The following is a 23,962-nucleotide window of genomic DNA, read 5'->3' as shown; positions in this document are numbered from 1 at the left end:
CGCGCACCCGCGCCCCGTAACCGCCGCGCCTCAGCGTCCCCGCAGCCGCCGGACGAGGATGCTCGCGTCGCCGCGCGACTCCAGGTCGGCGAGGACGACGGCGACCGCCTCGCGGACGATGCGGCCCCGGTCCACGGCGAGTCCGTGCTCGCCGCGCAGGACGAGGCGGGCGTGTTCGAGGTCCATGAGTTCCTCGGCCGAGACGTACACCGTGATCTTCTCGTCGTGCCGCTCGCGGCCGCTCGGCCTGCGGCCCGCGCCACGACCCCTGCGGCGGGGCTGGCCCTGCGGCGGCTGGGGGGCCGGGGCGCCGCCCGCGCCGGGGCCCGGCTGCCTGGCCTGCGGCACGGAGGGCACCGGGGCCTGCTGCCCCGCCTCGGCGCCGGGACGGCGCGCGGGGCGCACTCCGGGCACCGGCGGGGGAACCGCGGGCCCGCCGTCCACGGGAGCGGGCGCGGAGTCCCGCCCCTGGTGTTCGCCCGCGTCCTCCTCGGTCGCGGCCTCCCCGGTCCCGCTCCGCGCGCCCGTCGGCTGCGGGCGCGGACCCGAGGAGGGCTGGAGGGCCATGCCCCCGGTCGTACGGAAGAGTTCTTCGGCTCCGGGCAGACTCACTCGGCGTGACACCGGGCGAGCACCTCCCTGGCGAGCTGGCGGTAGGCGGCGGCGCCGACGGAGTTGGAGGCGTAGGTGGTGATGGGCTCCCCGGCCACGGTGGTCTCGGGGAAGCGCACCGTACGGCCGATGACGGTGTGGTACACGTGATCGTCGAAGGCTTCGACGACGCGCGCGAGCACCTCGCGGCTGTGCACCGTGCGGGAGTCGTACATCGTGGCGAGGATGCCGTCGAGCTCCAGCTCGGGGTTGAGCCGCTCCTGCACCTTCTCGATCGTCTCGGTGAGCAGCGCGACGCCGCGCAGCGCGAAGAACTCGCACTCCAGCGGGACGATCACCTTGTGCGCCGCGGTGAGCGCGTTGACGGTGAGCAGGCCGAGCGAGGGCTGGCAGTCGATCACGATGTAGTCGTAGTCGGCCATGAGCGGCTTGAGCGCCCGCTGGAGGGTGGACTCGCGGGCCACCTCGGAGACGAGCTGGACCTCGGCGGCCGAGAGGTCGATGTTGCTCGGCAGCAGGTCCATATTGGGCACGGCCGTCTTGAGCAGCACCTCGTCGGGCGACATCCCGCGTTCGAGAAGGAGGTTGTAGACCGTCAGGTCCAGCTCCATCGGGTTGACCCCGAGGCCGACCGAGAGGGCGCCCTGCGGGTCGAAGTCGACGAGGAGGACGCGGCGTCCGTACTCGGCGAGCGCGGCGCCGAGGTTGATGGTCGAGGTCGTCTTGCCGACCCCGCCCTTCTGGTTGCACATCGCGATGATCTTCGCCGGGCCGTGGTCGGTGAGGGGCCCGGGGATCGGGAAGTAGGGAAGCGGGCGCCCGGTGGGGCCGATCCGCTCGCGGCGCTGCCGCGCGGCGTCGGGGGCCAGCGTGGCCGCGTACTCGGGGTCCGGCTCGTACTCGGCGTCCGGGTCGTAGAAGTGCCCCTCGGGCAGCTCCTCGTAGTCGGCGAAGGTGTCGCCGCTCGGGTCGCCGGCCATGGCGTTCACGATATGGCCATCCATGCTGTGGTGTGCGGTCTGCGTCGGCGGGAGACTCTGGCGGGCCGCGAAGGTGCGGACGGCGACGGAACCAGCGGGAGCGACCGTCGACGGACTCGCGAGACCACCGCTCCGCGCGGCCAGCTCCGGTTGGCCACCCCCGGGAGAAAATGTCGACTCATTCACAAGTCGTCTTACCTCCTTGGCGACCAGGAAACTTCTGGATAGGTCAGCGTGGCACCATGCCGACGGTTGGCGACTCTATGGCGTGTCACCACTCCGCAGCAACACAATCCGCCGGACCCGGCCCGATGTGTCGGTGTGCGCGAGGGCGGATGTCAAGGGTGCACGGTCGCGCATCACCCCCTCGGCACACGCGAGTTCGGCACGTCAAACGCCCTCGAAGCGTGACGCGGCCGCCCAGTTGGAAGACTTTCGCGCAAAAGCTGTCACATCGCCGCACGCCAACGGCCGGACCTGCTCGCGAAGGTCCGGCCGTTGGCGTGAGAAACGCGACACCTGTTGACGCGCCCCCCTGCCTCGCGGACGCCGGGGAAGAGGGGCGCGCGCGTCAGTCCAGGAGCGTGTGGGTCTCGGCGTACGCCAGCCCGTGCGCCTCGGCGACCTCGCGGTAATACACCTTGCCGTCATGGACGTTGAGACCCTTGGCGAGGGAGGCGTCGCGGCGCAGCGCGTCGATCCAGCCGCGCCCGGCGAGTTCGAGCACGTACGGGAGCGTGGCGTTGGTGAGGGCGTGGGTGGAGGTGTGCGGGACGGCGCCCGGCATGTTGGCGACGCAGTAGAAGACCGAGTCGTGCACGGGAAAGGTCGGCTCGGCGTGCGTGGTGGGGCGCGAGTCCTCGAAGCAGCCACCCTGGTCGATCGCGATGTCGACAAGGACACTTCCCGGCTTCATGCGCGAGACGAGGTCGTTGGAGACGAGCTTGGGGGCCTTGGCCCCGGGCACGAGGACGGCGCCGACGACGAGGTCCGCCTCGAGGCAGGCGATCTCCAGTTCGTACGCGGTCGAGACGACGGTCTGGACGCGGGTGCCGAAGACCTTGTCGGCCTCCTTGAGCTTGGTGACGTCCTTGTCGAGGAGCTTGACGTGGAAGCCCATGCCGATCGCGATCTGCGCCGCGTTCCACCCCGAGACGCCACCGCCGATGACGACGGCCTTGCCCGCGACGACCCCGGGCACTCCCCCGGGGAGCACGCCGCGCCCGCCGGCGGGCCGCATGAGGTGGTAGGCGCCGACCTGCGGGGCGAGCCGCCCGGCGACCTCCGACATCGGGGCGAGCAGCGGGAGCCTGCGGTCGGCCGTCTCGACGGTCTCCAGGGCGATCGCGGTGGTCCCGGACGCGAGGAGCGCGTCGGTGCACGCGCGCGAGGCGGCGAGGTGCAGGTACGTGAAGAGCACCTGGTCCTTGCGCATCCGGTGGTACTCCTCGGCGATCGGCTCCTTCACCTTGAGGAGGAGATCCGCGCGGGCCCACACCTCGTCGGCCGTGGGGAGGATGACCGCTCCCGCCACCGCGAACTCCTCGTCGGTGATCGAGGAGCCCGCGCCCGCCCTCGCCTCGACGAACACCTCGTGCCCCTGGCGGCGCAGCTCGTGGACCCCGGCCGGGGTGATGGCCACCCGGAACTCGTTGTTCTTGACCTCGCGGGGGATGCCGACCTTCATCGTCGATCACGATCCTTGACTAGAGAGGGCCCGGGACAAAAGGGGCACGGAACTACATACCCGTATCCACGAGGGCGCACCAGGGGAAGAGCCGCTGATCTGCGGCTTCGCCAGTCTAATGAAGGGATTCCCGCTGTCCAGCCTTTCAAAGCATCATTCTTTCCGGGAAGTGCTACGGATTTCGTAGGTGAACCAGAGGCGCGACCCCCTACGCGACCCCCTACGCGACCCCCTACACGCCCCCTGCGCGAGCCCTACGCGCCGCCCGGGAACCCGCTACATCCCCGTCCGCAGCACCGCCGCCTCGCCGGGGCCGAGCAGCCGCGCCGCGAGTCCCCTGTGGTGGCGGGCCGACGCCGGGTCGCCGAGCCGGTCGAGGGTGTCGGCGAGGCGTACGTGCAGCGCCGCCCGCAGCCGTTCGTCCTCCGCGCGCTCGGCGAGGGCCACCGCCTCGCGGCAGGTGCGCAGCGCCTCCTCGGGCCGCCCCGCGTACTCCTGGACCCTGGCCAGCTCGGCGAGCGCCCGCGCCTGGCCCGCCACGTCACCGCGCCGCTTGTGCACGGCGATCGCCGAGCCCCAGTTGCGCCGCGCGTCCCCGTACCGCCCCGCGTACGCGTGCACGGCGGCCAACTTGCCGTACAGGCGCGCCGCCTCGCCGTCCTCGGCGCGCACGAGGCGGTGGGCGAGGGCCCTGCCGTACCAATCGGCGGCCCGCGCCCAGTCGCCCAGTTCCTGGTGGGCGCCCGCGAGGGACTCCATCGCGCGCCCCGCCGCGTGCGGGTCACGCCCGGTGCGGGCCGCGTCGAGCGCCGCGCGGTAGCGGGCGAGCGCCTCTCGGGTACGGCCCGTGCGGGCGTCGAGGTCGGCGAGGTTGAGGAGCGCCGCCGCCTCCTCGCGGTGCAGGCCCCTGCGCCGCGCGACATCGAGGACGAGGCGGTGCAGGCCGTACAGTTCGGGCGCCGCGGCCTCGGTGCCCCGGTGCGCGACGAGCGCGCGGACGAGGGCCGCCACGTAGCGGCGCGCGAGGGTGTCGAACGCGCCCTCGGCGACGGCGAGCCGGGCCGCGGCCAGGAGCGCGGGCAGCCGCTCGGCGAGCCACTCGGCGGCGGGCCCTGGGCCGGCGAAGCGCAGGCTGGAGGGGAGCCCGGCGAGGCGCTGGCGGGCCGGGGAGCCGAGCGGCTCGCTCGTGGCACGGCAGGAGTGCAGGAGGCGCACGGTGCGCTCCAGCATGCGGGCGCGGGCGAGCTGGAGTTCGGCCGGGCGGTCGGTCTCGCGGGCGAGGGCGCGCAGCCCCGGGACGAGGCAGCCCGGCACCTCGTAGGCCGGGCGGGGGCCCGGGAGCGGGCGCAGCAGCCCGTGCCGGACGAAGTGCTCCAGGCGCGCGGCGGCGTGCTGGACGGAGCAGCCCGCGAGCGCGGACGCGGTGTGCGCGTCGGCGAGCCCTTCGGGCGCGAGGTGGAGCAGCCGCAGCAGGCGCTGGTCGAAGGCGGGGAGCTGGTCGTGGCTGAAGCGCAGGAGCCGGTCCACGGGCAGCTCGGCGGCGGTCTTCCCGCGGGGCGGGGCCGCGCCGTCGGCGCCTTCCTCGCCCATCGCGGGCTGCGGCAGGGCGCGGGGCACGGCGGCGCGGTGCGTCTCCAGGCGGGCGAGGAGGCCGGCGACGGAGGACTCGGGGCGCGTGGCGAGCCAGCCCGCGGCGAGGACGAGCGCGGCCGGCTGCCCCCGGCATTCCTCGGCCAGCCGCTCGGCGGCGTGCGGGTCGGCCGCGGCCCGCCCGGGCCCCGCGTACCGCTCGACGAGGCGTACGGCGGCCTGCCGCTCCAGGCCGCCGAGGGTGCAGGGGCGGACGTCGCTGAGCCCGGTGAGCGGGCCGGTGGCGACGGCGAGGAGGAGGCAGGCGGGGTTGTCGGGGAGGAGTTCGTCCACCTGCCCCGCGTCGTGGGCGTCGTCGAGGAGCAGCAGGACGCTCCGCTCGGCGAGCGCGGTGCGCAGCTGTTCGGTGAGGACGTCCTCAGCGGCCCCGGCCGGGGTCTGTTCGCCGAGGTCGGCGAGGAGGGACCGCGCGGCGTCCCCGGCGGGGACCGGGGCGCCCGCGGGGTCGGTGAGCCGGACCCGCAGGAGCCCGTCGGGATAACGCTCGGTGAGCGCCGCGGCGAAGGTCTCCGCGAGGGCGGTACGGCCCGAACCGGGTCGTCCCGCGACCAGCAGGACACGGGCGCGGGGCGGGGTCTGCCCGGCGAGGGTGTCGAGCCCGGTACGGCCGATGTCCTCGTGGAGCGAGGCGAGTTCGCGTTCCCTGCCGAGGAGGGCGTCCGCGCCGGTCACGCGCCCGTGACGGGTCCGCGCCGGGGCGACACCGCTCACCCCGGCGCCGTTCGCCCCGCCGGTGTCCACCACCTGGTCCGTCACGGGCCACGCTCCCGTTCAGCCGCACGCTCACCGAGCCGCGCGCCCCGCCCAGGGCAGGACGGACGCGCGACTCAGAGCGTACGTCACCGTGCGTGGCGAACCGGCGACGACCTGGCGTGACCATCCCTCTATCGGATGAGTATTTCTTCCGATGACCGCTGCTGACCGCTGCTGACCACGCTTCGGAAGAGGAGAGCGCGTGAGGAGGGTCTTCCGGGCCGCGTGCCGGGACGGACGGGGCCTCTGCGGGACCGGGCTCAGAAGGGCCGGGCGGGCCAGGGCGCGTCGGCCGGGCGCAGTCCGCTCAGTACGGCCTCGGTGTCCTCCGAGCCGTCGAGGAGGGCGCCGAGCGCGAGGGCGCCGATGACGAGGGAGCTGTTGTGCAGTTCCCCGCCGAGGCAGCCGCGGACGAGGTCCTGGTACGGCACGCGCGCCGTGCGCATATCGGCCTCCTCACCGTCCGGGGTGTACCGCTCCTGGCCCGCGTCGCGCAGCCCGGTCGCGAGGAAGACCCGTACCGCCTCGTCGGAGCCGCCGGGCGAGGAGTAGTGGTCGACGAGCACATGCCACTCGGCGGCCTCCAGGTGCGCCTCCTCGAAGAGTTCGCGCTCGGCGGCGTGCAGCGGGTTCTCGCCGGGGACGTCGAGCAGCCCGGCGGGCAGCTCCCACAGCCGTTCGCGCACGGGGTGCCGGTACTGGTTGACGACGACGACGCGCCGCTCCTCGTCGAGCGCGAGGATCACGACGGACCCGGGGTGCACCTGGTAGTCGCGGGTCGCGACCTCGCCGTCCGGCATCACGACCTTCTCGCTGCGCACGCTCGTCTTGGCGCCCTGCCACGGCGTCTCGCTCGCCGTGGTCCGCCACTGCTCGGAGTTGTCCTTGATCGTCATGCCCTCATCCTCCCGCAGCCCGCCTGCCCCCGCGCGGGAACCACCACACCCGAAAGGTCGCCCGGGGACAGGCGTACGCATCCGGGGACGCGGACAGGGGCGCCCCCGGCACGCGTACGTGCGGGGCGCCCCTGGCGCTCGGAGCGACGGTGCCGCTCAGGCCTTCCGCTGCCGCTCCACGGCCGCCTTCACCAGGCCCGCGAAGAGCGGGTGGGGGCGGGTCGGGCGGGAGCGCAGCTCGGGGTGGGCCTGGGTCGCGATGAGGTAGGGGTGCGTCTCGCGCGGGTACTCGACGTACTCGACGAGCTTGCCGTCCGGCGAGGTGCCCGAGAAGACGATGCCGGCCTTCTTCTCCAGCTCCGTGCGGTAGGCGTTGTTGACCTCGTAGCGGTGGCGGTGGCGCTCCTCGACGTACTCGCGGCCGTCGTAGACCTCGCGGGCGATGGAGCCCTCGGCGAGCTTCGCCGGGTACATGCCGAGCCGCATCGTGCCGCCCATGTCGCCCTCACCGGCGACGATGTCGAGCTGCTCGGCCATCGTGGAGATGACCGGGTGCCCGGTCGCCGGGTCGAACTCGGTGGAGTTGGCGTCCTCGATGCCCGCGAGGTTGCGGGCGGCCTCGATGACGATGCACTGGAGACCGAGGCAGAGCCCGAGGAGCGGGACCTTGTGCTCGCGTGCGTACGTGATCGCGCCGACCTTGCCGACGACGCCGCGGTCGCCGAAGCCGCCGGGGATGCAGATCGCGTCGCAGTCGCCGAGCTGTGCCGCCGCTCCGGCGGGGGTCTTGCAGTCGTCGGAGGTGACCCACTTGACCTTGACGCGGGCACGGTTGGCGAAGCCGCCCGCGCGCAGCGCCTCGGTGACCGAGAGATAGGCGTCGGGCAGGTCGATGTACTTGCCGACGAGCGCGACCGTGACCTCGTGGTCCGGGTTGTGGACGCGGTCGAGGAGGTCCTCCCACGTCGTCCAGTCGACGTCGCGGAAGGGCAGGTCGAGCTTGCGGACGACGTAGGCGTCGAGGCCCTCGCCGTGCAGGACCTTCGGGATGTCGTAGATCGACTTGGCGTCGGGGCAGGCGACGACGGCGGTCTCGTCGACGTCGCACATGAGCGAGACCTTGCGCTTGATCGACAGCGGCACCTCGCGGTCGGCGCGCAGCACGATCGCGTCGGGCTGGACGCCGATGTTGCGCAGCGCGGCCACCGAGTGCTGGGTCGGCTTGGTCTTCAGCTCGCCGGAAGGGCCGATGTAGGGCAGCAGCGAGATGTGCACGACGAAGACGTTGTCGCGGCCGACCTCGTGCCGCACCTGGCGGACGGTCTCCAGGAAGGGCAGCGACTCGATGTCGCCGACGGTGCCGCCGACCTCGGTGATGACGACGTCGACGTCGTCGCTCGCGAGGCGCCGGATGCGGCCCTTGATCTCGTTGGTGATGTGCGGGATGACCTGCACGGTGTCACCGAGGTACTCGCCGCGCCGCTCCTTGGCGATGACCTGCGAGTAGACCTGGCCCGTGGTGACGTTCGCGGAGCCGTCGAGGTCGACATCGAGGAATCGCTCGTAGTGGCCGATGTCGAGGTCCGTCTCGGCGCCGTCGTTGGTGACGAAGACCTCACCGTGCTGGAAGGGGTTCATCGTCCCCGGGTCCACGTTGAGGTAGGGGTCGAGCTTCTGCATCGTCACCCGCAGACCGCGCGCCTTCAGGAGCGCCCCCAGGCTGGAGGCGGTGAGGCCCTTGCCGAGTGAGGAGGCGACACCCCCGGTGACGAAGATGTGCTTGGTCGTCGTGGACGAGGTGCGGTTCGGCATGGCCAAGAGGGGGCTCCCGTGGTCGCGGTCTGGAGTGCGGACCGGAATTCCGAGCCGGCTCGATGAGCCGGTGGGAAGGTCCGTCGCTGCGGGCGGGGGTCTCACGGTCCGTAAAGGGCCCACCGGTCCACGGGCTACCAGGGTATCAGCGTCGGCGGAGCCTTCCGGCGGCGCGGGTTTCGCCGGGCCCGTACGAGGGCAGACCCTCCACGCTGCGTGTATGCGCGAGTACCGGGCACGTCCAACGCGCCCGGCTTTTACCGCGCCACAACACAAGCCTCACCCATTCGGCCCTACCGCCGTGTCCCGACGGTCGCACGGATCACCACGGGGCGTCGTATCCTGCTCGGACATCCGCCGCCGGGCTCGAAGAAACTGGACCGCGCAAGCGCTTCCCACAGGGGGTGGAGGTGGGCGACGGGGGGAGGCCAGAAGAATCCCCCCGCCCACCCTGGAACAGCGGCCCGGCGGCTCACCCTATGACCGCAGCGCATGGTGCCCCGCGAAGGGGCGTGCCGTGGCCGTTCGACTGGAGATGCACGTGGCCGGGCGCATCGAGGATTACGCACTCATCGGAGACTTGCAGACCGCCGCACTGGTCTGCCGGGACGGCACGGTCGACTGGCTGTGCCTGCCCCGCTTCGATTCGCAGGCGATCTTCGCGGGGCTCCTCGGGACCGAGGAGCACGGATTCTGGCGGCTGGGACCGGCGTTCGCCCCGGGTACCCCGCCGCCCGACGCCGACCGCAGAACGTACCGGGGGGATTCCCTGATCCTGGAGTCCGAGTGGGACACCCCGCGCGGCAGTGTGCGCGTGACCGATTTCATGGGCCCGCGCGAGGAGGCCCCCCAGCTCATCCGCATCGTGGAGGGGCTCAGCGGCCGGGTGCCGATGCGCTCCAGCCTGCGCATGCGGTTCAGCTACGGGCGGATCACGCCATGGGTGCACCGGGTCGACGAGCGCACGGTCGCCGTCTCCGGCCCTGACTCGGTGTGGCTCGACACCGACGCGGAGACATACGGCAAGGACCTCACGACGTACTCCGACTTCACCGTCGGCCCCGGCGACAAGGTGTACTTCGTCATCTCCTGGCAGGCGAGCCACCTGGCCCCGCCCGCGCTGCCGAGGCCGTACGAGGCCTTGGCCGCGACCGAGGAGTTCTGGCAGGAGTGGGTCGAGCAGTGCACGTACCACGGCCCCTACCGCGAGGCCGTGATCCGCTCGCTCATCACGCTGAAGGCGCTCACGTACGCGCCGACCGGCGGGATCGTCGCCGCGCCGACGACGTCGTTGCCCGAGGAGATCGGCGGGGTCCGCAACTGGGACTACCGCTTCACGTGGCTGCGTGACGCGGCGATCACGCTCTCCTCGCTGCTGCGCACCGGGTACCGCGACGAGGCCCGCGCCTGGCGCGAGTGGCTGCTGCGCGCGGTCGGCGGCGACCCGGAGAACCTCCAGATCATGTACGGGATCGCGGGCGAGCGGGAACTCGGCGAGAGCGAGCTGGACTGGCTGCCCGGCTACGAGGGCTCGACGCCCGTACGGGTCGGCAACGGCGCCGCCGGGCAGCTCCAGCTCGACGTCTACGGCGAGGTCACCGAGGCCCTGCACCTCGCGCACATGACGGGCCTGGCCCGCAACGACTACGCCTCGCTGCTCCAGCTCAAGCTCATCCAGTACCTGGAGCACCACTGGTCGGAGCCGGACGAGGGCATCTGGGAGGTGCGCGGCCCGCGCCGCCACTTCGTGCACTCCAAGGTCATGGCGTGGGTCGCGGTGGACCGCACGATCAAGCTCATCGAGTCCGGGGACGCGGACGGCCCGCTGGAGCGGTGGAAGGAGCTGCGGGACGACATCCACCGGGACGTGTGCGAGAAGGGCTACGACCCCGAGCGGAACACGTTCACGCAGTCGTACGGCTCCCGGGAGCTGGACGCCTCGCTGCTGCTCATCCCGCAGATGGGCTTCCTGCCGCCCGACGACAAGCGCGTCATCGGCACGATCGAGGCGATCCAGCGCGAGCTGTCCACGAAGGACGGCTTCATCATGCGCTACCCGACCTCGGGCGACGACGAGGGCGTGGACGGGCTCGCGGGCGACGAGGGCGCGTTCCTCGCCTGCTCGTTCTGGATGGCGGACGACCTCGCGATGATCGGCCGCGTCGACGAGGCCCGCAAGCTCTTCGAGCGCCTGCTGTCCCTGCGCAACGACCTCGGCCTCCTCGCGGAGGAGTGGGACCCGGTCCGCGGCCGGCAGGTCGGCAACTTCCCGCAGGCATTCAGCCACGTCCCCCTCATCGACACGGCCCTGCGGCTGACGGCGAGCGGGGCGTACGGGGGCTGAGCGGCGCGCCCGCCGCGGGCGAGGGGCCCCGGACCGTTCGGTCCGGGGCCCCTCGTGTGCCGTGACCTCGGTCGACGGGCGGGTGACGGGTCCGCGTTCGGCGCGGTAGCGTCCGCGCGTGGAGAGTCAGGGCGGGATCACGGTACGGCGGGCACTGGAGCTGCCGGGGCTGCGCGGCGGGCTGCCGGAGGTGCTGGCCTGCGCGGAGCGGCTCGACCGCACGGTGCGGTGGGTGCACGCGGGCGAGGTCCCGAACATCGCCTCGCTGCTCAAGGGCGGCGAACTGCTGCTCACCACGGGGCTCGGGCTCGGCGACCGTCCCGCCGAGCAGCGCGCCTTCGTCCGGCGGCTCGCCGAGCGCGGTATCGCGGCGCTCGTCGTCGAACTCGGCCCGCGCTTCGCGCGCCTGCCCGCGGCCCTCGTCGAGACCGCTCGCGCGGCCGGTCTCCCGCTCGTCCAGCTGCACCGCGAGGTCGCTTTCGTCGCGGTGACCGAGGAGATCCACACCGAGATCGTCAACGGGCACTACGCCCTCCTGCGCCAGGCCGAGGAGGTGCACAGGCGCTGCACCGAGGCGGTGCTCGGTGGCGGGGGCGTGCCCCAGGTCCTCGCCACGCTCGCGGAGTTCGGCGGCAACCCGATCTTCCTGGAGACGGCGGGCGGCAGCCTGCTGTACGGGGCGTGGGGCGGCCCGGGCGAGAGCGAGGCGCTGCCGGTGTGGGAGCGGCTGCGGGGCAGCAGGGCGGCCCGCGCGGAGGGCCCGCCCGCGGGTTCGGTGCTCGTGGACGTGGCGGGCGCGGCGCCCGGAGCGCCGGAGGCGGTACGGGCCCGGCTGGTCCTGCTCCCGGTGGCGGGCCCGGTGCGGCCCGCGCACCGGCTCGCGGTGGAACGGGTCGCCGGCATCCTCGCCGTGGTGCTCATGCAGGCGCGGCAGGAGGACGAGCTGGCGGCGCTCGGCAGGGGCGACTTCCTCACGGACCTCGCCCAGGCACGTACCACCCCCGAGGACGCGCCCGCGCGTGCGGCCGTGCTCGGCTTCAGACCGGCCACCGGGCTGCTCCTTCCGCTCGTGATGAAGCTCCCCGAGACGACGGGCGCGCTCGCGCCGGGCGGTGGCTGGGGGCAGCTCGTACGGGCCGTGCACGAGGAGTTGAGCGGGCTCGGCGTGCCCGTGCTGCTCGGCGTGCGGCCGGTGGAGGGGCGGGTGCCGCTGCTGCTCGGGCTGCGCGAGGAGGCGGAGCGCCCGGGGCTCGCGGACCGTGCCGCCGCCGCTTTGCGGGCGGGTACGGAGCGGGCCGGGCTGCTGCGGCCGGGGGCGCCGGAGCCGGTGGTCGTGGTGGGCCCGGCGGGGGGCTGGGCGGCGGCGGCAGCGGGGCTGGGCCACGCGGCGCGCGCGGCGGACGCGGCCCCCGGCCTGGACCCGCGCCCGTGGTGGGACGCGCGGCGTCTCGACATCGACCTGCTGCTGTGGCGGCTGCGCGGCCATCCGGACCTCGCGGCCTTCGTCGAGCGGGCACTCGGCCCGCTCCTGCGCCACGACCGCACGGCCCGGCCCCCGCTCCTGCCGACCCTGGAGACGTTCCTCGACCACGCGGGCCGCAAGGCGGAGACGGCGCGCGCCCTGCACCTCAACCGCCAGACCCTCTACAACCGCCTCGCGCGGATCGGTGAGCTCCTCGGCACCGACCTCGACGACCCGCACACGGTGCTCTCGCTGAGCCTGGCGCTGCGGGCCAGGCGGCACGCGTGACCGGGGGCCGCGGGCTCAGAACAGCGGCTCGGGGTGTGTCAGTTCGTCGTACACGCTGAGGACCTGCGCGACCGTCGCGTCCTCGGTCGGCCAGCCGGCCGCCTGCCGCCGCCCCGCGCGGCCCAGCTCCGCGCGCCGGACGGGATCGGCGAGGAGGGCCGCGACGCGCGCGGCGAGGGCGGGCACGTCGCCGTACGGCACGAGTTCGGCGGCGTCGCCGACGAGTTCGGGGATGCCGCCGACCGCCGAGGCCACGAGCGGCACGCCGAGGCTCAGCGCCTCCTGCGCGAAGAGGGCGCGCGCCTCCCAGCGGCTCGGCAGCACCGCGACATCGGTCGCCGCGAGCAGCGCGGGCAGGTCGTCGCGGCCGCCGAGCAGCCGCACGGGGAGGTCCTCCGCCTCGATCCTCGCCTGGAGTTCGCCGCGCAGCGGTCCCTCGCCCGCGACGGCGAGCAGCGGTACGGGGTCGAGCGCCCGCCACGCGCGCGCCGCGTCGAGCAGCGCCCCGTACCCCCGGTGCCGTACGAGGGAACCCGCCGCGAGGACGAGGGGCCGCTCGACCGCGCCGATGTCGGCGCGCGTCTTCTGCGCGGCGGGGGCGTGCGCGGGCGGCGGGGGCGGCAGGGCGACGGGGGCGAGGCGGGCGTCGCGCGCGCCGCGGGCGCGGGCCCGGTCGACGAGGTCGCAGGAGGTGGCGAGGAGGACGGTCGCCGCGCGGGCGACGCGGCGCTCCAGGAGGCGCCGGGCGTGCGCGCGGGTGCCTTCGGCGTGGCCGCGGGTGTGCCAGGTGACGACGAGCGGGACGCGGCGTCCGGCGAGGGCGAGCGCGGTGCGCAGCCCGGCGTGCAGGCCGTGCGCGTGGACGAGGTCGGCGTCGGCGCAGACGGTGCGGAGCGCGGCGAGCGAGACGGGGTCGCCGCTGCGCGGGATGTGGATGTGGCGGGCGCCGACGGAGGTGAAGTCGTAGGCGGTCTCCAGCGGGTGGGGCGCGCAGACGGTGACCCGTACCCCGCGCGCGGCGAGCCCGGCGGCGAGCGAGCGCACGTGCGCACCGCTGCCCGCGCTGCCCCCGCCGAGTACCTGCACCGTGCGCAGCGGAGGGTGCCCTGCTCGGCTCGACGCGCTCGACGGACTGCTCACGGTGGCTGGCGCTCCTGCTCGGCTGCTCGGCGAATGGGTCCCCGGACGTTGCTGCCTGACAGGATGCCAGCTGTGCCGGGACCGGTGTGCCCTCCACGGACCGGTATCGGCCACGAGAGGCCCGCTCCCGCGCGGCGGTCACCCCTGGGTGTCACCGTCCCGGTCCCCGCGCGCCGTGGCGAGCAGCTCCTCCGCGTGCGCCCTGGCCGTCTCCGAGTCCTCCTGCCCGGCGAGCATCCGCGACAGCTCCCGCACGCGCGCCTCGCCCTCGAGGACCTTGACGCCGGAGCTGGTGACGCTGCCGTCGTGCGTCTTCTCGACGAGAAGCTGCCGGTCGGCGAAGGCGGCGACCTGCGGCAGGTGGGTGACGACGACGACCTGCGCACCGCGCGCGAGTCGCGCGAGCCGCCGCCCGATCTCGACGGCCGCCTTGCCGCCGACCCCGGCGTCGACCTCGTCGAAGAGGTAGGTGGGCACGGGGTCGGTCCCGGCGAAGACGACCTCGACGGCGAGCATGACGCGGGAGAGTTCACCGCCCGAGGCGCCCTTGGCGATGGGCCGGGGGGCGGCGCCGGGGTGCGGGGCGAGGAGCAGTTCGACCTCGTCGACCCCGTACGGGCCGTAGGCGAGGCGCCGCCCGTCGAGGACGAGGCCCTCGCTCTCCTCGTCGACCTCGGTCGCGGAGACGGCGAAGCTGACGCGGGCGTGCGGCATGGCGAGCGAGGCGAGTTCCGCGGTGACGGCCTCGGCGAAGCGCTCGGCGGCCTCGGTACGGGCGCGGGTCAGCTCGGCGGCGAGAGCGGCGAGTGCGGCGGCGAGCCGTTCGCGTTCGGCGGCGAGTTCGGTGATGCGTTCGTCGTCGCCTTCGAGTTCGCCGAGCCGTTCGGCGGAGGTGCGGGCCCACTCCAGGACGGCGTCGCTGTCGGGCCCGTACTTGCGGGTGAGCTGTGCGAGCGCGGCACGGCGGTCCTCGACGGCGGCGAGCCTGAGCGGGTCGGCGTCCAGGTCGTCGGCGTACCCGGCGAGTTCGCCGGCGACGTCGGTGAGGAGGATGCCGATCTCACCGAGGCGTCCGGCGAGCTTGGCGAGGGCCGGGTCGTGGGCGCCCGCGCTGTCGAGGGCGCGCTGCGCCCCGGCGACGAGCGAGGTGGCCTCGATGGACTCGGGGTCCTCGGGGTTGCCGACGAGCGAGGTGTGCGCCCCGGCGGCCGCGGCGCGCAGGGTTTCGGCGTTGCCGAGCCGCTCGGCCTCGGCGGCGAGTTCTGCGTCCTCGCCGGGGAGCGGCTCGACGGCGGCGATCTCGTCGAGACCGAAGCGCAGCAGGTCGGCCTCCTGGGCGCGTTCCCTGGCGCGCGTGGTCAGCTCGGCGAGCTCGCCCGCGACGGTGCGCAGACCGCGGTAGGCGGTGCGGTACGCGGCGAGCGGGGCGGCGACGGCCTCGCCCGCGTACCGGTCGAGCGCGGCGCGCTGCCGGGCGGGCTTGAGCAGTCCCTGCTGGTCGGTCTGGCCGTGCACGGCGACGAGTTCGTCGGCGAGTTCGGCGAGCATGCCGTTGGGCACGGAGCGGCCCCCGAGGTGGGCGCGCGAGCGGCCCTCGGCGGAGACGGTACGGCTGATGAGCAGCGCGTCCTCGTCGAGTTCGGCGCCGGCCTCCTCGATCCGCCGCGCCACGGCGGAGCCGGGTGGCAGCGTGAGTCTGCCCTCGACGACGGCCGACTTCGCCCCGATCCGTACGAGCGCCGCGTCGGCACGCCCCCCGAGCAGCAGCCCGAGGCTCGTGACCACCATCGTCTTGCCCGCGCCGGTCTCACCTGTCACGGCCGTGAAGCCGGGTGACAGCTCCACCACCGCGTCGTCGATGACGCCGAGCGACCGTATCCGCATCTCCTCCAACACGCACATGACCATACGAGGTTTTCTTCCTCCCGGGCGACGTCACCCCGGCCGGTTGACACGAGTGAGGGTGTGCGCACGGCCGCCGCGGCGCGGTGGCGCGGGGTCGGGTGTCCCCCGTACGAGCGTACGAGCGACACGCGGCCGTGCGACGAACCGGCGGCCCGGCCGCGCTTCCCCGGCCCCTGGCCCCCCGGTGACCTCCCCGCTCTTCGCGGCTCAGGCGGGCGCGCCGCGCCAGCCGGAGACGGGCAGGGCGAACTTGGCGACGAGCCGGTCGGTGAAGGAGGCGTGGTGGAGCCGGGCGAGGCGGACCGGGACGGCGCCGCGCCGCACCTCGACGCGCGCCCCCGGGGGCAGCGACACGGTGCGCCGTCCGTCGCACCACAGGACCCCGCTCGGCGAACCGCCCTCCTGCACCTCGACGGCCAGTATCGAGGAGGGCGAGGTGACGAGGGGTTTGGCGAAGAGGGCGTGGGCGCTGATGGGCACCATGAGCAGCGCCTCGACCTCGGGCCAGACGACGGGGCCTCCGGCGGAGAAGGCGTAGGCGGTGGACCCGGTGGGGGTCGCGCAGACGATGCCGTCGCAGCCGAAGCCCGTGACGGGGCGGCCGTCGATCTCCAGGACGACTTCGAGCATGCGCTCGGGGGAGATCTTCTGCACGGCGGCCTCGTTGAGCGCCCAGTCGGTGTGCACGAGCCTGCCGCCGCTGTGCACGAGGACGTCGAGGGTCATGCGCTCCTCGACGTCGTAGGCGCGGGTGACGACGCGGTCGACGACGCGGTCGAGGTCGTCGCGCTCGGCTTCCGCGAGGAAGCCGACGCGGCCGAGGTTGACGCCGAGCATGGGGACGCCGGAGGCGCGGGCGAGTTCGGCGCCGCGCAGCAGGGTGCCGTCGCCGCCGAGGACGACGAGGAGTTCGCAGCCGTCGAGCGCCTCGGGCGTGGCCTCCTGGATCAGCTCGACCTGCGGGGTCTCGGGCAGTGGCAGGTCGGACGCCTCCTCCTCCAGGACCCGGACGCCGAGGCCGCAGCGCAGGAGGCCCTGGACGACGAGTTCGGCACTGCGGATCGCGGCGGGGCGCCCGGTGTGGGCGAGGAGGAAGACGCTGCGGGGGCCCTCACCGGGCTGGACGGTGTGGGCGGGCTTGGCGGTCTCGGTCATCGGGGTCCTTCCGCAACCGCTCGGTCGACGTCGGCCGGGTCGAGCGGGGGAGCCCCGGCACGCAGCCAAAGAAAGTACTCGACGTTCCCCGAGGGTCCTGGCAGGGGGCTCGCGGTGACACCGACCACGCCGAGCCCCTGCCCGTCCGCCTGCGCGGCGACGTGCCGGACGGCCTCGGCGCGCAGCTCGGGGCTGCGTACGACACCTCCGCTGCCGAGCCGCTCCCTGCCCACCTCGAACTGCGGCTTGACCATGAGCACGAGATCGGCGTCGGGGGCGCAGCAGCGGACGAGAGCGGGCAGCACGAGGCCGAGCGGGATGAAGGAGAGATCCCCGACGACGAGGCCGACGGGTTCGCCGTCGATGAGGTCGAGGCTCAGCTCGCGCACGTTGGTGCGGTCCTTGACGACGACGCGGGGATCGCTCTGGAGGGACCAGGCGAGCTGCCCGTACCCGACATCGACGGCGACGACCTGAGCGACGCCCGCGCGCAACAGCACATCGGTGAAGCCCCCGGTGGACGCGCCCGCGTCGAGCGCGCGCCGTCCTTCGACCCGCAAGCCGCGCGGCACGAACGCCTCAAGGGCCCCGGCGAGCTTGTGCCCGCCCCGCGAGACGTAGTCGGGATCGTCCTCGTCGGGGGTGACGACGACGGGGGCGCTCGTCTCGACCTGCGTGGCCGGTTTCAGCGCGAGCGCGCCGCCGACGCTGACCCGCCCGGCTGCGATGAGCTGGCTGGCGTGCTCCCGCGAGCGGGCGAGTTTGCGACGGACGAGTTCGGCGTCGAGGCGGCGGCGGGCCACTCCTGCCACGTTCGGTTCAGCTCCTTGCTGGTCATCATCGGCACGGGATGCCGGGGCACGCGTGGCGATGCAGGTCACGCGCCTTGAGGGCATGCTACGGCGCGGGTCCGACAAGAGCCCCCGCCACGGTCAGCGCACGGACGGAGGGGGCGGCCCCTGCGCCACGTCGAGTGCGGTGAGAACGGCCCGCAGCCCCTCGTGGGTCTCCTCGTACACACCCTGGTGCTCGGCCACGGGCAACTCGTCCAGATCCGCGAGCCGCCCGAGCAGACCGTCCACCCGGCCGTCCCCGCTCTCGACCCGTACGACTCCGAGCGGCCGGGGCGCGTCGTCCACCTGCCCATGGGCCGGGGCCGACTCACCGGCAGACGGGACGGGGGCCTGCGGGGCATCGGGAGACGGGAGGCCCGCAGGGAGCGCGCTGGGAGACGGGACGGCGGCCCGGGGGTCACTGGGGGACGGGACGGCGGCCCGGGGGTCACTGGGGGACGGGACGCCCACGTCATCCCTGGCGGGCGCGGGCCCGCCGGGCCCACCGGCGAGGCCGGACGCGGGGACTTCCTCGCCCATGGACCGGCGTACGGGCTCATCCGGCGCTCCCGCCCGCTCGGGCTGATCGACCGGTGCGGGAGGTACGGGGCCGGGCTGGTCGGGCTGGTCGGGCTGGCCGGGCTGGTTGGGCTGGTCGGGCTGATCCGGCGAAGCGTCGGGGGCGGGCCCGGGCTGGCCCGGCTGGCCCGGCGAAGCATGGGGGGCGGGCCTGTGCCGTCCCGGCTGGTCCGCCGGTGCGGGATCGCCCGAGACCACCGCACGTGCGAAAGCCTCCACGGCAGCGGCGAAGCTCCCGCCACCGGAAGCCCCGGCCTCTGCCGAGGCGCTGCCCTCGCTCCCGGGAGTGGCTCCCCCCACCGCCGGTTTCTCGTCGCTCATGCCGCCGACGCTACCCCGCCGAAGGGGCCCGAACCGCCGTCAGGGCCGCGACCGGTGCCGGCCGGGCGCCCCTCCTGCGACCGCGACCACTGCCGGGCAAGGACCAGCATCGAGCGGGACAGCCGCCGGGCGGGGACCGACGTCGGACCCGAACTGCTGAGGAGCGCAGCTGGTAAGCGGAAGCAGCCACGGAGCGCCAACCAGCACGCGGGGGGCAGCCCCTCCCCGCAGACGGCCCCACCCCCAGGCCGCCCCGTGGACACACCCCCACCTGCCCAGTGGACGCACCCCCACCCACCCGGGGGGCAGCCCCAACACCAGTCTTTCGCACCCCCACCCCGCCCCACCCCCCGCTCAACAAATCTGTGGATAACTCCGCCCAACTCAAAAATCCGCTCACTCTTCAGAGTGAAAGGAATTCACGCAACCCCAGCCGCATCCACAACCCCCTCCCACACAACCCCCGTCACCCCCCGCGATCTCCCCCACGCCTCCCACTCTCAGCCCCCCACCCAGCAGCGCCCCTCACGCCCCTCCCCCACCCAAAAGCGCCCCCGCACCCCTTCCTCCCCCCCCAAGCGCCCCCCTTCGGCCTCAAGCGCCCCCTACGCCTCCAGCGCCTTCACCGCCCCCGCGATCTCCCCCTCGAAGCCGCGCTCTCCCCCCGCGGTCCACGCCGCCGCGCACAACACCCGCAGCCCGTCGAGCATCGCGCCGTCCCCCGCGCTCGCCCCCTGGCCCGAACCCGCCCTGTCCTTCTCCAGCACCAGCCGCCCGTCCCTGACGCGCGCCCGCGCCCCGCCGCACACCCACGCGCCGTCGCCCTCCGCGCGCGGCGCCCCGTGTCCCACCAGCAACTCCCGCAGGTCACGTCCCACATACGTCGGCCGTTGCTCCGGCACCGCCCGCAGCAACGCCGCCGCGTCCGTCACTCCGGTCAGTACGAGCAGCGAGTCCACGCCTCCCGCGTGCGCGCCCTCGATGTCCGTGTCCAGTCGGTCCCCCACGACGAGCGGTCGCTTCGCCCCGGTCCGCAGAATCGTTTCCCGGTGCATCGGGGGGAGCGGCTTGCCGGCGACCTTGGGCTCCCCGCCCGAGGCGATCCGCACCACCTCGACGGCCGCCCCGTTGCCCGGCGCGATCCCGCGTCCGCTCGGAATCGTGAGGTCGGTGTTCGAGGCGTACCACGGCACCCCCGCCCGCACCGCGTACCCCGCCTCCGCGAACCGCGACCAGGGGAAGTCGGGCCCTCCGTACCCCTGCGCGACCGCCGCGGGCTCGTCGTCCGCCGAGTCGACGGGCACGAGGCCGCGTTCGACGAGCGCCTGCCGCAGCCCCTCGCCCCCGATGAGCAGCACACGCGAGCCCTCCGGCTGCTCGTCCGCGATGAGCCGCGCGACGGCCTGCGCGGACGTGATGACGTCCGAGGCGTCCGCCGGAACGCCCAGCTCACTGAGGTGCGCCGCCACCGCCGACGGCGGGCGCAGCGCGTTGTTGGTGACGTACGCGAGGTGCATCCCGCCCTCGCGCGCGGTGGCGAGCGAGTCGACGGCGTGCGCCACGGCCTCGCCGCCGGTGTAGACGACCCCGTCCAGGTCGAGCAGCGCCGTGTCGTACACCGCGTCGAGCCGTTCCTTACTCGCTCCGGTCGCGGTTCGGACATCCTCGGTCATGTTGCGGCACTCCTCGCTCGGCGTCGTCTGCGCGATTGCACGATCATCCGTCTTCCCGATCATCCCCGATGTGCTCACCCCGCACCGCACGCACCGCCCGGCGTCCGCCGCCGCTTCGCGCATACGATGCACGGATGACTTCTCCGGGGCCCGAGCAGAACGGACTGCACCTGTCGCCCTTCCGCGGCGTGCGCTACGTCGCCGAGCGGGTGCGCTCGCTCGCGGCCGTGACCTCTCCGCCGTACGACGTCGTCGTGCGCCCCGACGGCCTGCTGCACCTGGAGAACGCTGATCCGCACAACATCGTCCGGCTCATCCTCCCGCAGGGGGATTCCCCGGCCGTACGCGACGAGCAGGCCGCCCGCACGCTGCGCGCCTGGCTCGCCGACGGCATCCTCGCCGTCGACGCGCGACCGGCGCTCTACGTGTACGAGCAACACGGCGACGGCGTCCTCCAGCGCGGCGTCATCGGCGCGCTGCGTCTCTCGGAGCCGTCCGAGGGCGTCGTCCTGCCGCATGAGGACGTCATCCCCGAGGTGGTGGCCGAACGGGCCGACCTCCTCCGCGCGACGGCCGCGAACCTGGAACCGCTCCTTCTCACGTACCACGGCCCCGAGGAGGAGGGGCCCGGCGCGGCACGGGTCGTCGAGGAGACCGTACGGACCGCCCCGCTGCTCGCCACGACCACGGAGGACGGCTTCGCCCACCGGCTGTGGGCCGTGACGGACCCGGCCGAGATCGCCGAGGTCCGCGCCGACCTCGCGGAGCGCCAGGCGCTGATCGCCGACGGACACCACCGCTGGGCCACGTACCTGCGGCTGAGGCGGCAGCACCCCTCCCCCGGTCCCTGGGACGAGGGTCTCGTCCTCCTGGTGGACACGGCGCGCTTCCCGCTACGGGTACGCGCGATCCACCGCCTGCTGCCCGCGCTCCCCCTGAAGGAGGCCCTCGCGGCCCTGGACGGTACTTTCCGCGTACGCCAGGTGGACGGCCCGCTGCCGCACGCCCGCCAGGCCCTCGCGGACGCCGCCGAGGACGGCAATGCCTTCCTCCTCACCGACGGCGTCACCTTCCACCTCGCCGACCGCCCCGAACCCACCCTCCTCGAACGCACCGTCCCGGCCGGCCCGCCGCCCGCGTGGCGTGCCCTGGACGCGACCGTCCTGCACACGACGCTTCTCGACCACTTGTGGCACGTACCGGACGCCCCCGGCTCGATCAGCTATCTGCACGACGCCGCGGCCGTCACCGAACAGGCCGCGCGCACGGGCGGTACGGCGGTCCTCCTCCACCCTGTCTCCGAGGCGGTCGTACGGGAACTGGCCGGGCAGGGCGTGCGGATGCCCCGCAAATCGACCTCGTTCGGCCCGAAACCGGCGACGGGTCTCGTCCTCCGCGATCTGACGGTCTGAGCGATCCGGTGTTCCGGCCGGCACCGGACAGACGAAAGCGGGCGGTGCTCCCTCGTCGAGGGCGCACCGCCCGCTTTCGTGCCGGTGGCTCAATGACCGCGTCGGTCAGTCGTCCTGCCGCGCCTCGCGCCCGTCGTCCACGCCACGCGCGCCCTCGGGCCGTACGTCCTTCGGCTCCGCGTCCTCGGCAGTGAGGTGCTCGGCGGCGCCGGGCTCCTCGCCGGCCTCCGCTTCCTCCTCCTCGTAGGCGTCCGTGAACTCGACACCGTCCAGCTCCGCGAGCCGGTCGGAGGCGTCGGTGGTGCCGTCCTTGTCGGACTCGACGGCCTTCGCGAACCATTCGCGGGCCTCTTCGGTACGATCCGCGGCGAGCAGCGCATCGGCGTAGGCGTAACGCAGCCGCGCGGTCCAGGGGTGGACGCCGTTCGAGGCGAGCTCGGGGCTCTGAAGGGTCACGATCGCGGCGTCGAGCTGCCCGAGGTCGCGACGGGCCCCGGCGGCGACGAGCCGCATCTCGACCTGCCCGGCCTTGTCCAGCTTCTGCACCTCCGGCGCCCCGGCCATCTCAAGGGCCTTCTCGGGCCGTCCGAGCCCACGCTCGCAGTCCGCGATGACAGGCCACAGCTCCACGCTGCCCGACATGCGCCGCGCGGTGCGGAACTCCTTGAGCGCCTCGTCGTAGCGCTGGGTCGCGTACGAGGCGAAGCCGGCCGCCTCGCGGACGGCGCCGACGCGCGAGGCGAGCCGCAGGGCGACCTTCGCGTAGCCGTACGCCTTCTCGGGGTCCTCGTCGATGAGCTGCGCGACCATGACGAGGTTGCGCGCCACGTCGTCGGCGAGTGTCTTCGGCAGGCTCATCAGCTCCTGGCGCACCGCGCCGTCGATCTCGAAGCCGGTGACCTCCTCGGGGATCGGCAGCCGCTTGACGGGCTCCCGGTCCCGGTCCCCGCGGTAACCACCGCGGTCGTCACGACGGTCCCGGTCCCGACCCCCGCGGTCGTCGCGTCCCCGGAACCCGCCACCACGCCGGTCGTCGCGCCGGTCGTCCCGCCGAGGCCCGCCGGAGGGCCGCCCGTCACGTCCGCCACGGAACCCGCCCCGGTCATCACGCCGAGGCCGATCGTCGCGACGGAAACCGCCACGGTCGTCACGTCGGTCGTCGCGACGGGGGGCGTCACGGTCGTCACGGCGGAAGGAGGGCCGGTCGCCACGGTCGTCGCGCCGGAACCCACCGCGGTCGTCACGGCGGTCGTCACGACGCGGGGCGTCGCGGTCGTCACGGCGGAACGAAGGCCGGTCGTCACGGCGGAAGGCGGGGCGGTCGCCTCGGTCGTCACGTCGGAACCCAGCGCGGTCGTCACGGCGGTCGTCACGACGGGGAGCGTCGCGGTCGTCACGGCGGAAGGAGGGCCGGTCGTCACGGCGGTCGTCGCGACGGAACGGGGGGCGTCCGCTCTGGTCGTCGCGGCGGAAGGCCGGCCGGTCACCCCGGTCGTCACGACGGAAACCACCACGGTCGTCACGCCGGTCACCACGGTCATCGCGACGGAAACCGGGGCGGTCGTCACGGCGGTCGTCACGACGGAAACCGGGGCGGTCGCCACGGTCGTCACGACGGAACGGAGGCCGGTCGTCACGGCGGTCGTCGCGACGGAACGGAGGCCGGTCGTCACGGCGGTCGTCGCGACGGAACGGAGGCCGGTCGTCACGGCGGTCGTCGCGACGGAACGGGGGGCGTCCGCCCTGGTCGTCACGGCGGAAGGCCGGCCGGTCACCCCGGTCGTCACGACGGAAACCACCACGGTCGTCACGCCGCTCGCCCCGATCGTCGCGGCGGAAACCGCCACGGTCGTCACGACGGTCGCCACGGTCGTCACGGCGGAAACCGCCGCCACGCTGACCGTCGCGCTGGCCGTCACGGCGGAAGCCGCCGCGCTGTCCGCCCCGCTCACCGCCGTCCCGGTCGCGGCCTCGGCGCTCGGGACGCTCGTCGGAAGGGTTGGGGGACATGCGGAACTCCTCGGGACTGGCTGCCACCGCGTACCTGACGAGCGGTGGTCCTACAGAAAAAGTGTACGAAAAACAGAAAGGACCCCTGGTCCCAGCGTGTACGCCGGGACCGGGGGTCCTCCAAAGATTGTTCGGCGGCGTCCTACTCTCCCACAAGGTCCCCCTTGCAGTACCATCGGCGCTTTGAGGCTTAGCTTCCGGGTTCGGAATGGGACCGGGCGTTTCCCTCACGCTATGACCACCGAAACCCTTTCAGACTCTCCGCACGAGGTGCGGAGCTGAACAGGGTCAGCGAACAAGCACACTTTTCAATTAAGTGGTGTTCAAACCGACAACGCTGTTCGTTGTCTGGGAACAACACAGTGGACGCGAGCAACTGAGGACAAGCCCTCGGCCTATTAGTACCGGTCAACTCCACCCCTTACAGGGCTTCCATATCCGGCCTATCAA

17 protein-coding genes and 1 rRNA gene are annotated in these 23,962 nt (G+C 73.8%); 3 read left to right on the top strand and 15 right to left on the bottom strand.

What is annotated here, in order from left to right; all coding sequences use genetic code 11:
• Nucleotides 1-30: 30 nt before the first annotated feature.
• The 6 genes from ACIP4O_RS20420 to ACIP4O_RS20395 form a co-directional block, all read right to left on the bottom strand.
• Nucleotides 31-567, bottom strand: a complete 537-nt coding sequence (locus ACIP4O_RS20420) for a hypothetical protein (protein ID WP_401576805.1) — start codon at nt 565-567, stop codon at nt 31-33.
• 41 nt (nt 568-608) lie between these two features.
• Nucleotides 609-1,616 carry a ParA family protein gene (locus tag ACIP4O_RS20415; RefSeq protein ID WP_239096405.1) on the bottom strand — a complete coding sequence of 336 codons (1,008 nt, stop codon included), beginning with the start codon at nt 1,614-1,616 and terminating at the stop codon, nt 609-611.
• Between the two features lie 547 nt (nt 1,617-2,163).
• Entirely contained in the window at nt 2,164-3,279 is a 1,116-nt protein-coding gene (gene ald, locus ACIP4O_RS20410; protein ID WP_401576289.1) for an alanine dehydrogenase, read from the bottom strand.
• A 276-nt stretch (nt 3,280-3,555) separates the two neighbouring features.
• A complete protein-coding gene (locus ACIP4O_RS20405; protein ID WP_401576287.1) occupies nt 3,556-5,685 on the bottom strand; it encodes a tetratricopeptide repeat protein in 2,130 nt (709 codons plus the stop codon).
• A 257-nt stretch (nt 5,686-5,942) separates the two neighbouring features.
• Nucleotides 5,943-6,578 (bottom strand): NUDIX hydrolase, encoded by a 636-nt coding sequence (locus ACIP4O_RS20400; protein WP_361331888.1) that lies wholly within the window; start codon nt 6,576-6,578, stop codon nt 5,943-5,945.
• A 156-nt stretch (nt 6,579-6,734) separates the two neighbouring features.
• On the bottom strand, nt 6,735-8,390 hold the full coding sequence (locus tag ACIP4O_RS20395; protein WP_361331890.1) for a CTP synthase: 1,656 nt from the start codon (nt 8,388-8,390) through the stop codon (nt 6,735-6,737).
• Between the two features lie 517 nt (nt 8,391-8,907).
• On the opposite strand from ACIP4O_RS20395, the gene ACIP4O_RS20390 reads away from it, so the two are divergent.
• A complete protein-coding gene (locus ACIP4O_RS20390) occupies nt 8,908-10,734 on the top strand; it encodes a glycoside hydrolase family 15 protein (RefSeq protein ID WP_401576284.1) in 1,827 nt (608 codons plus the stop codon).
• Between the two features lie 118 nt (nt 10,735-10,852).
• Complete coding sequence (locus ACIP4O_RS20385) at nt 10,853-12,484, top strand: PucR family transcriptional regulator (protein ID WP_401576282.1); 1,632 nt, start codon at nt 10,853-10,855, stop codon at nt 12,482-12,484.
• A 15-nt stretch (nt 12,485-12,499) separates the two neighbouring features.
• Here the strand turns inward: ACIP4O_RS20385 and ACIP4O_RS20380 are convergent, their stop codons facing one another.
• From ACIP4O_RS20380 to ACIP4O_RS20355, 6 genes are all read right to left on the bottom strand, one after another.
• Nucleotides 12,500-13,624 carry a glycosyltransferase family 4 protein gene (locus tag ACIP4O_RS20380; protein WP_401576281.1) on the bottom strand — a complete coding sequence of 375 codons (1,125 nt, stop codon included), beginning with the start codon at nt 13,622-13,624 and terminating at the stop codon, nt 12,500-12,502.
• A gap of 138 nt (nt 13,625-13,762) precedes the next feature.
• Nucleotides 13,763-15,532 (bottom strand): DNA repair protein RecN, encoded by a 1,770-nt coding sequence (gene recN / locus ACIP4O_RS20375; RefSeq protein ID WP_401576279.1) that lies wholly within the window; start codon nt 15,530-15,532, stop codon nt 13,763-13,765.
• Nucleotides 15,533-15,736: 204 nt separating this feature from the next.
• Nucleotides 15,737-16,684, bottom strand: coding sequence for an NAD kinase (locus tag ACIP4O_RS20370; protein ID WP_401576277.1), 948 nt, complete (start codon nt 16,682-16,684; stop codon nt 15,737-15,739).
• Nucleotides 16,681-17,496: a TlyA family RNA methyltransferase gene (locus tag ACIP4O_RS20365; RefSeq protein ID WP_401576275.1), complete on the bottom strand. Its 816-nt coding sequence runs from the start codon at nt 17,494-17,496 to the stop codon at nt 16,681-16,683. The genes ACIP4O_RS20370 and ACIP4O_RS20365 overlap by 4 nt, the downstream gene beginning before the upstream one ends.
• 120 nt (nt 17,497-17,616) lie before the next feature.
• Nucleotides 17,617-17,823 (bottom strand): hypothetical protein, encoded by a 207-nt coding sequence (locus ACIP4O_RS20360; RefSeq protein WP_401576273.1) that lies wholly within the window; start codon nt 17,821-17,823, stop codon nt 17,617-17,619.
• Between the two features lie 1,199 nt (nt 17,824-19,022).
• Nucleotides 19,023-20,090 (bottom strand): HAD-IIA family hydrolase, encoded by a 1,068-nt coding sequence (locus tag ACIP4O_RS20355; RefSeq protein WP_401576271.1) that lies wholly within the window; start codon nt 20,088-20,090, stop codon nt 19,023-19,025.
• Between the two features lie 134 nt (nt 20,091-20,224).
• Between ACIP4O_RS20355 and ACIP4O_RS20350 the strand changes: the two genes are divergently transcribed.
• Nucleotides 20,225-21,502: a DUF1015 family protein gene (locus tag ACIP4O_RS20350; RefSeq protein WP_401576269.1), complete on the top strand. Its 1,278-nt coding sequence runs from the start codon at nt 20,225-20,227 to the stop codon at nt 21,500-21,502.
• 105 nt (nt 21,503-21,607) lie between these two features.
• On the opposite strand, the gene ACIP4O_RS20345 is transcribed toward ACIP4O_RS20350, so the two are convergent.
• From ACIP4O_RS20345 to rrf, 3 genes are all read right to left on the bottom strand, one after another.
• On the bottom strand, nt 21,608-22,420 hold the full coding sequence (locus tag ACIP4O_RS20345) for a hypothetical protein (RefSeq protein WP_401576803.1): 813 nt from the start codon (nt 22,418-22,420) through the stop codon (nt 21,608-21,610).
• Complete coding sequence (locus ACIP4O_RS20340; RefSeq protein WP_401576840.1) at nt 22,360-23,421, bottom strand: hypothetical protein; 1,062 nt, start codon at nt 23,419-23,421, stop codon at nt 22,360-22,362. The genes ACIP4O_RS20345 and ACIP4O_RS20340 overlap by 61 nt, the downstream gene beginning before the upstream one ends.
• A gap of 220 nt (nt 23,422-23,641) precedes the next feature.
• Nucleotides 23,642-23,758, bottom strand: a 5S ribosomal RNA gene (rrf, locus tag ACIP4O_RS20335).
• Between the last annotated feature and the right edge of the window lie 204 nt (nt 23,759-23,962).

The organism is Streptomyces sp. NPDC088923 (assembly GCF_044749745.1).
Lineage (GTDB): Bacteria > Actinomycetota > Actinomycetes > Streptomycetales > Streptomycetaceae > Streptomyces.
The sequence above is the reverse complement of the archived record's forward strand: the minus strand, read 5'-3'. Positions and strand labels throughout refer to the sequence as shown.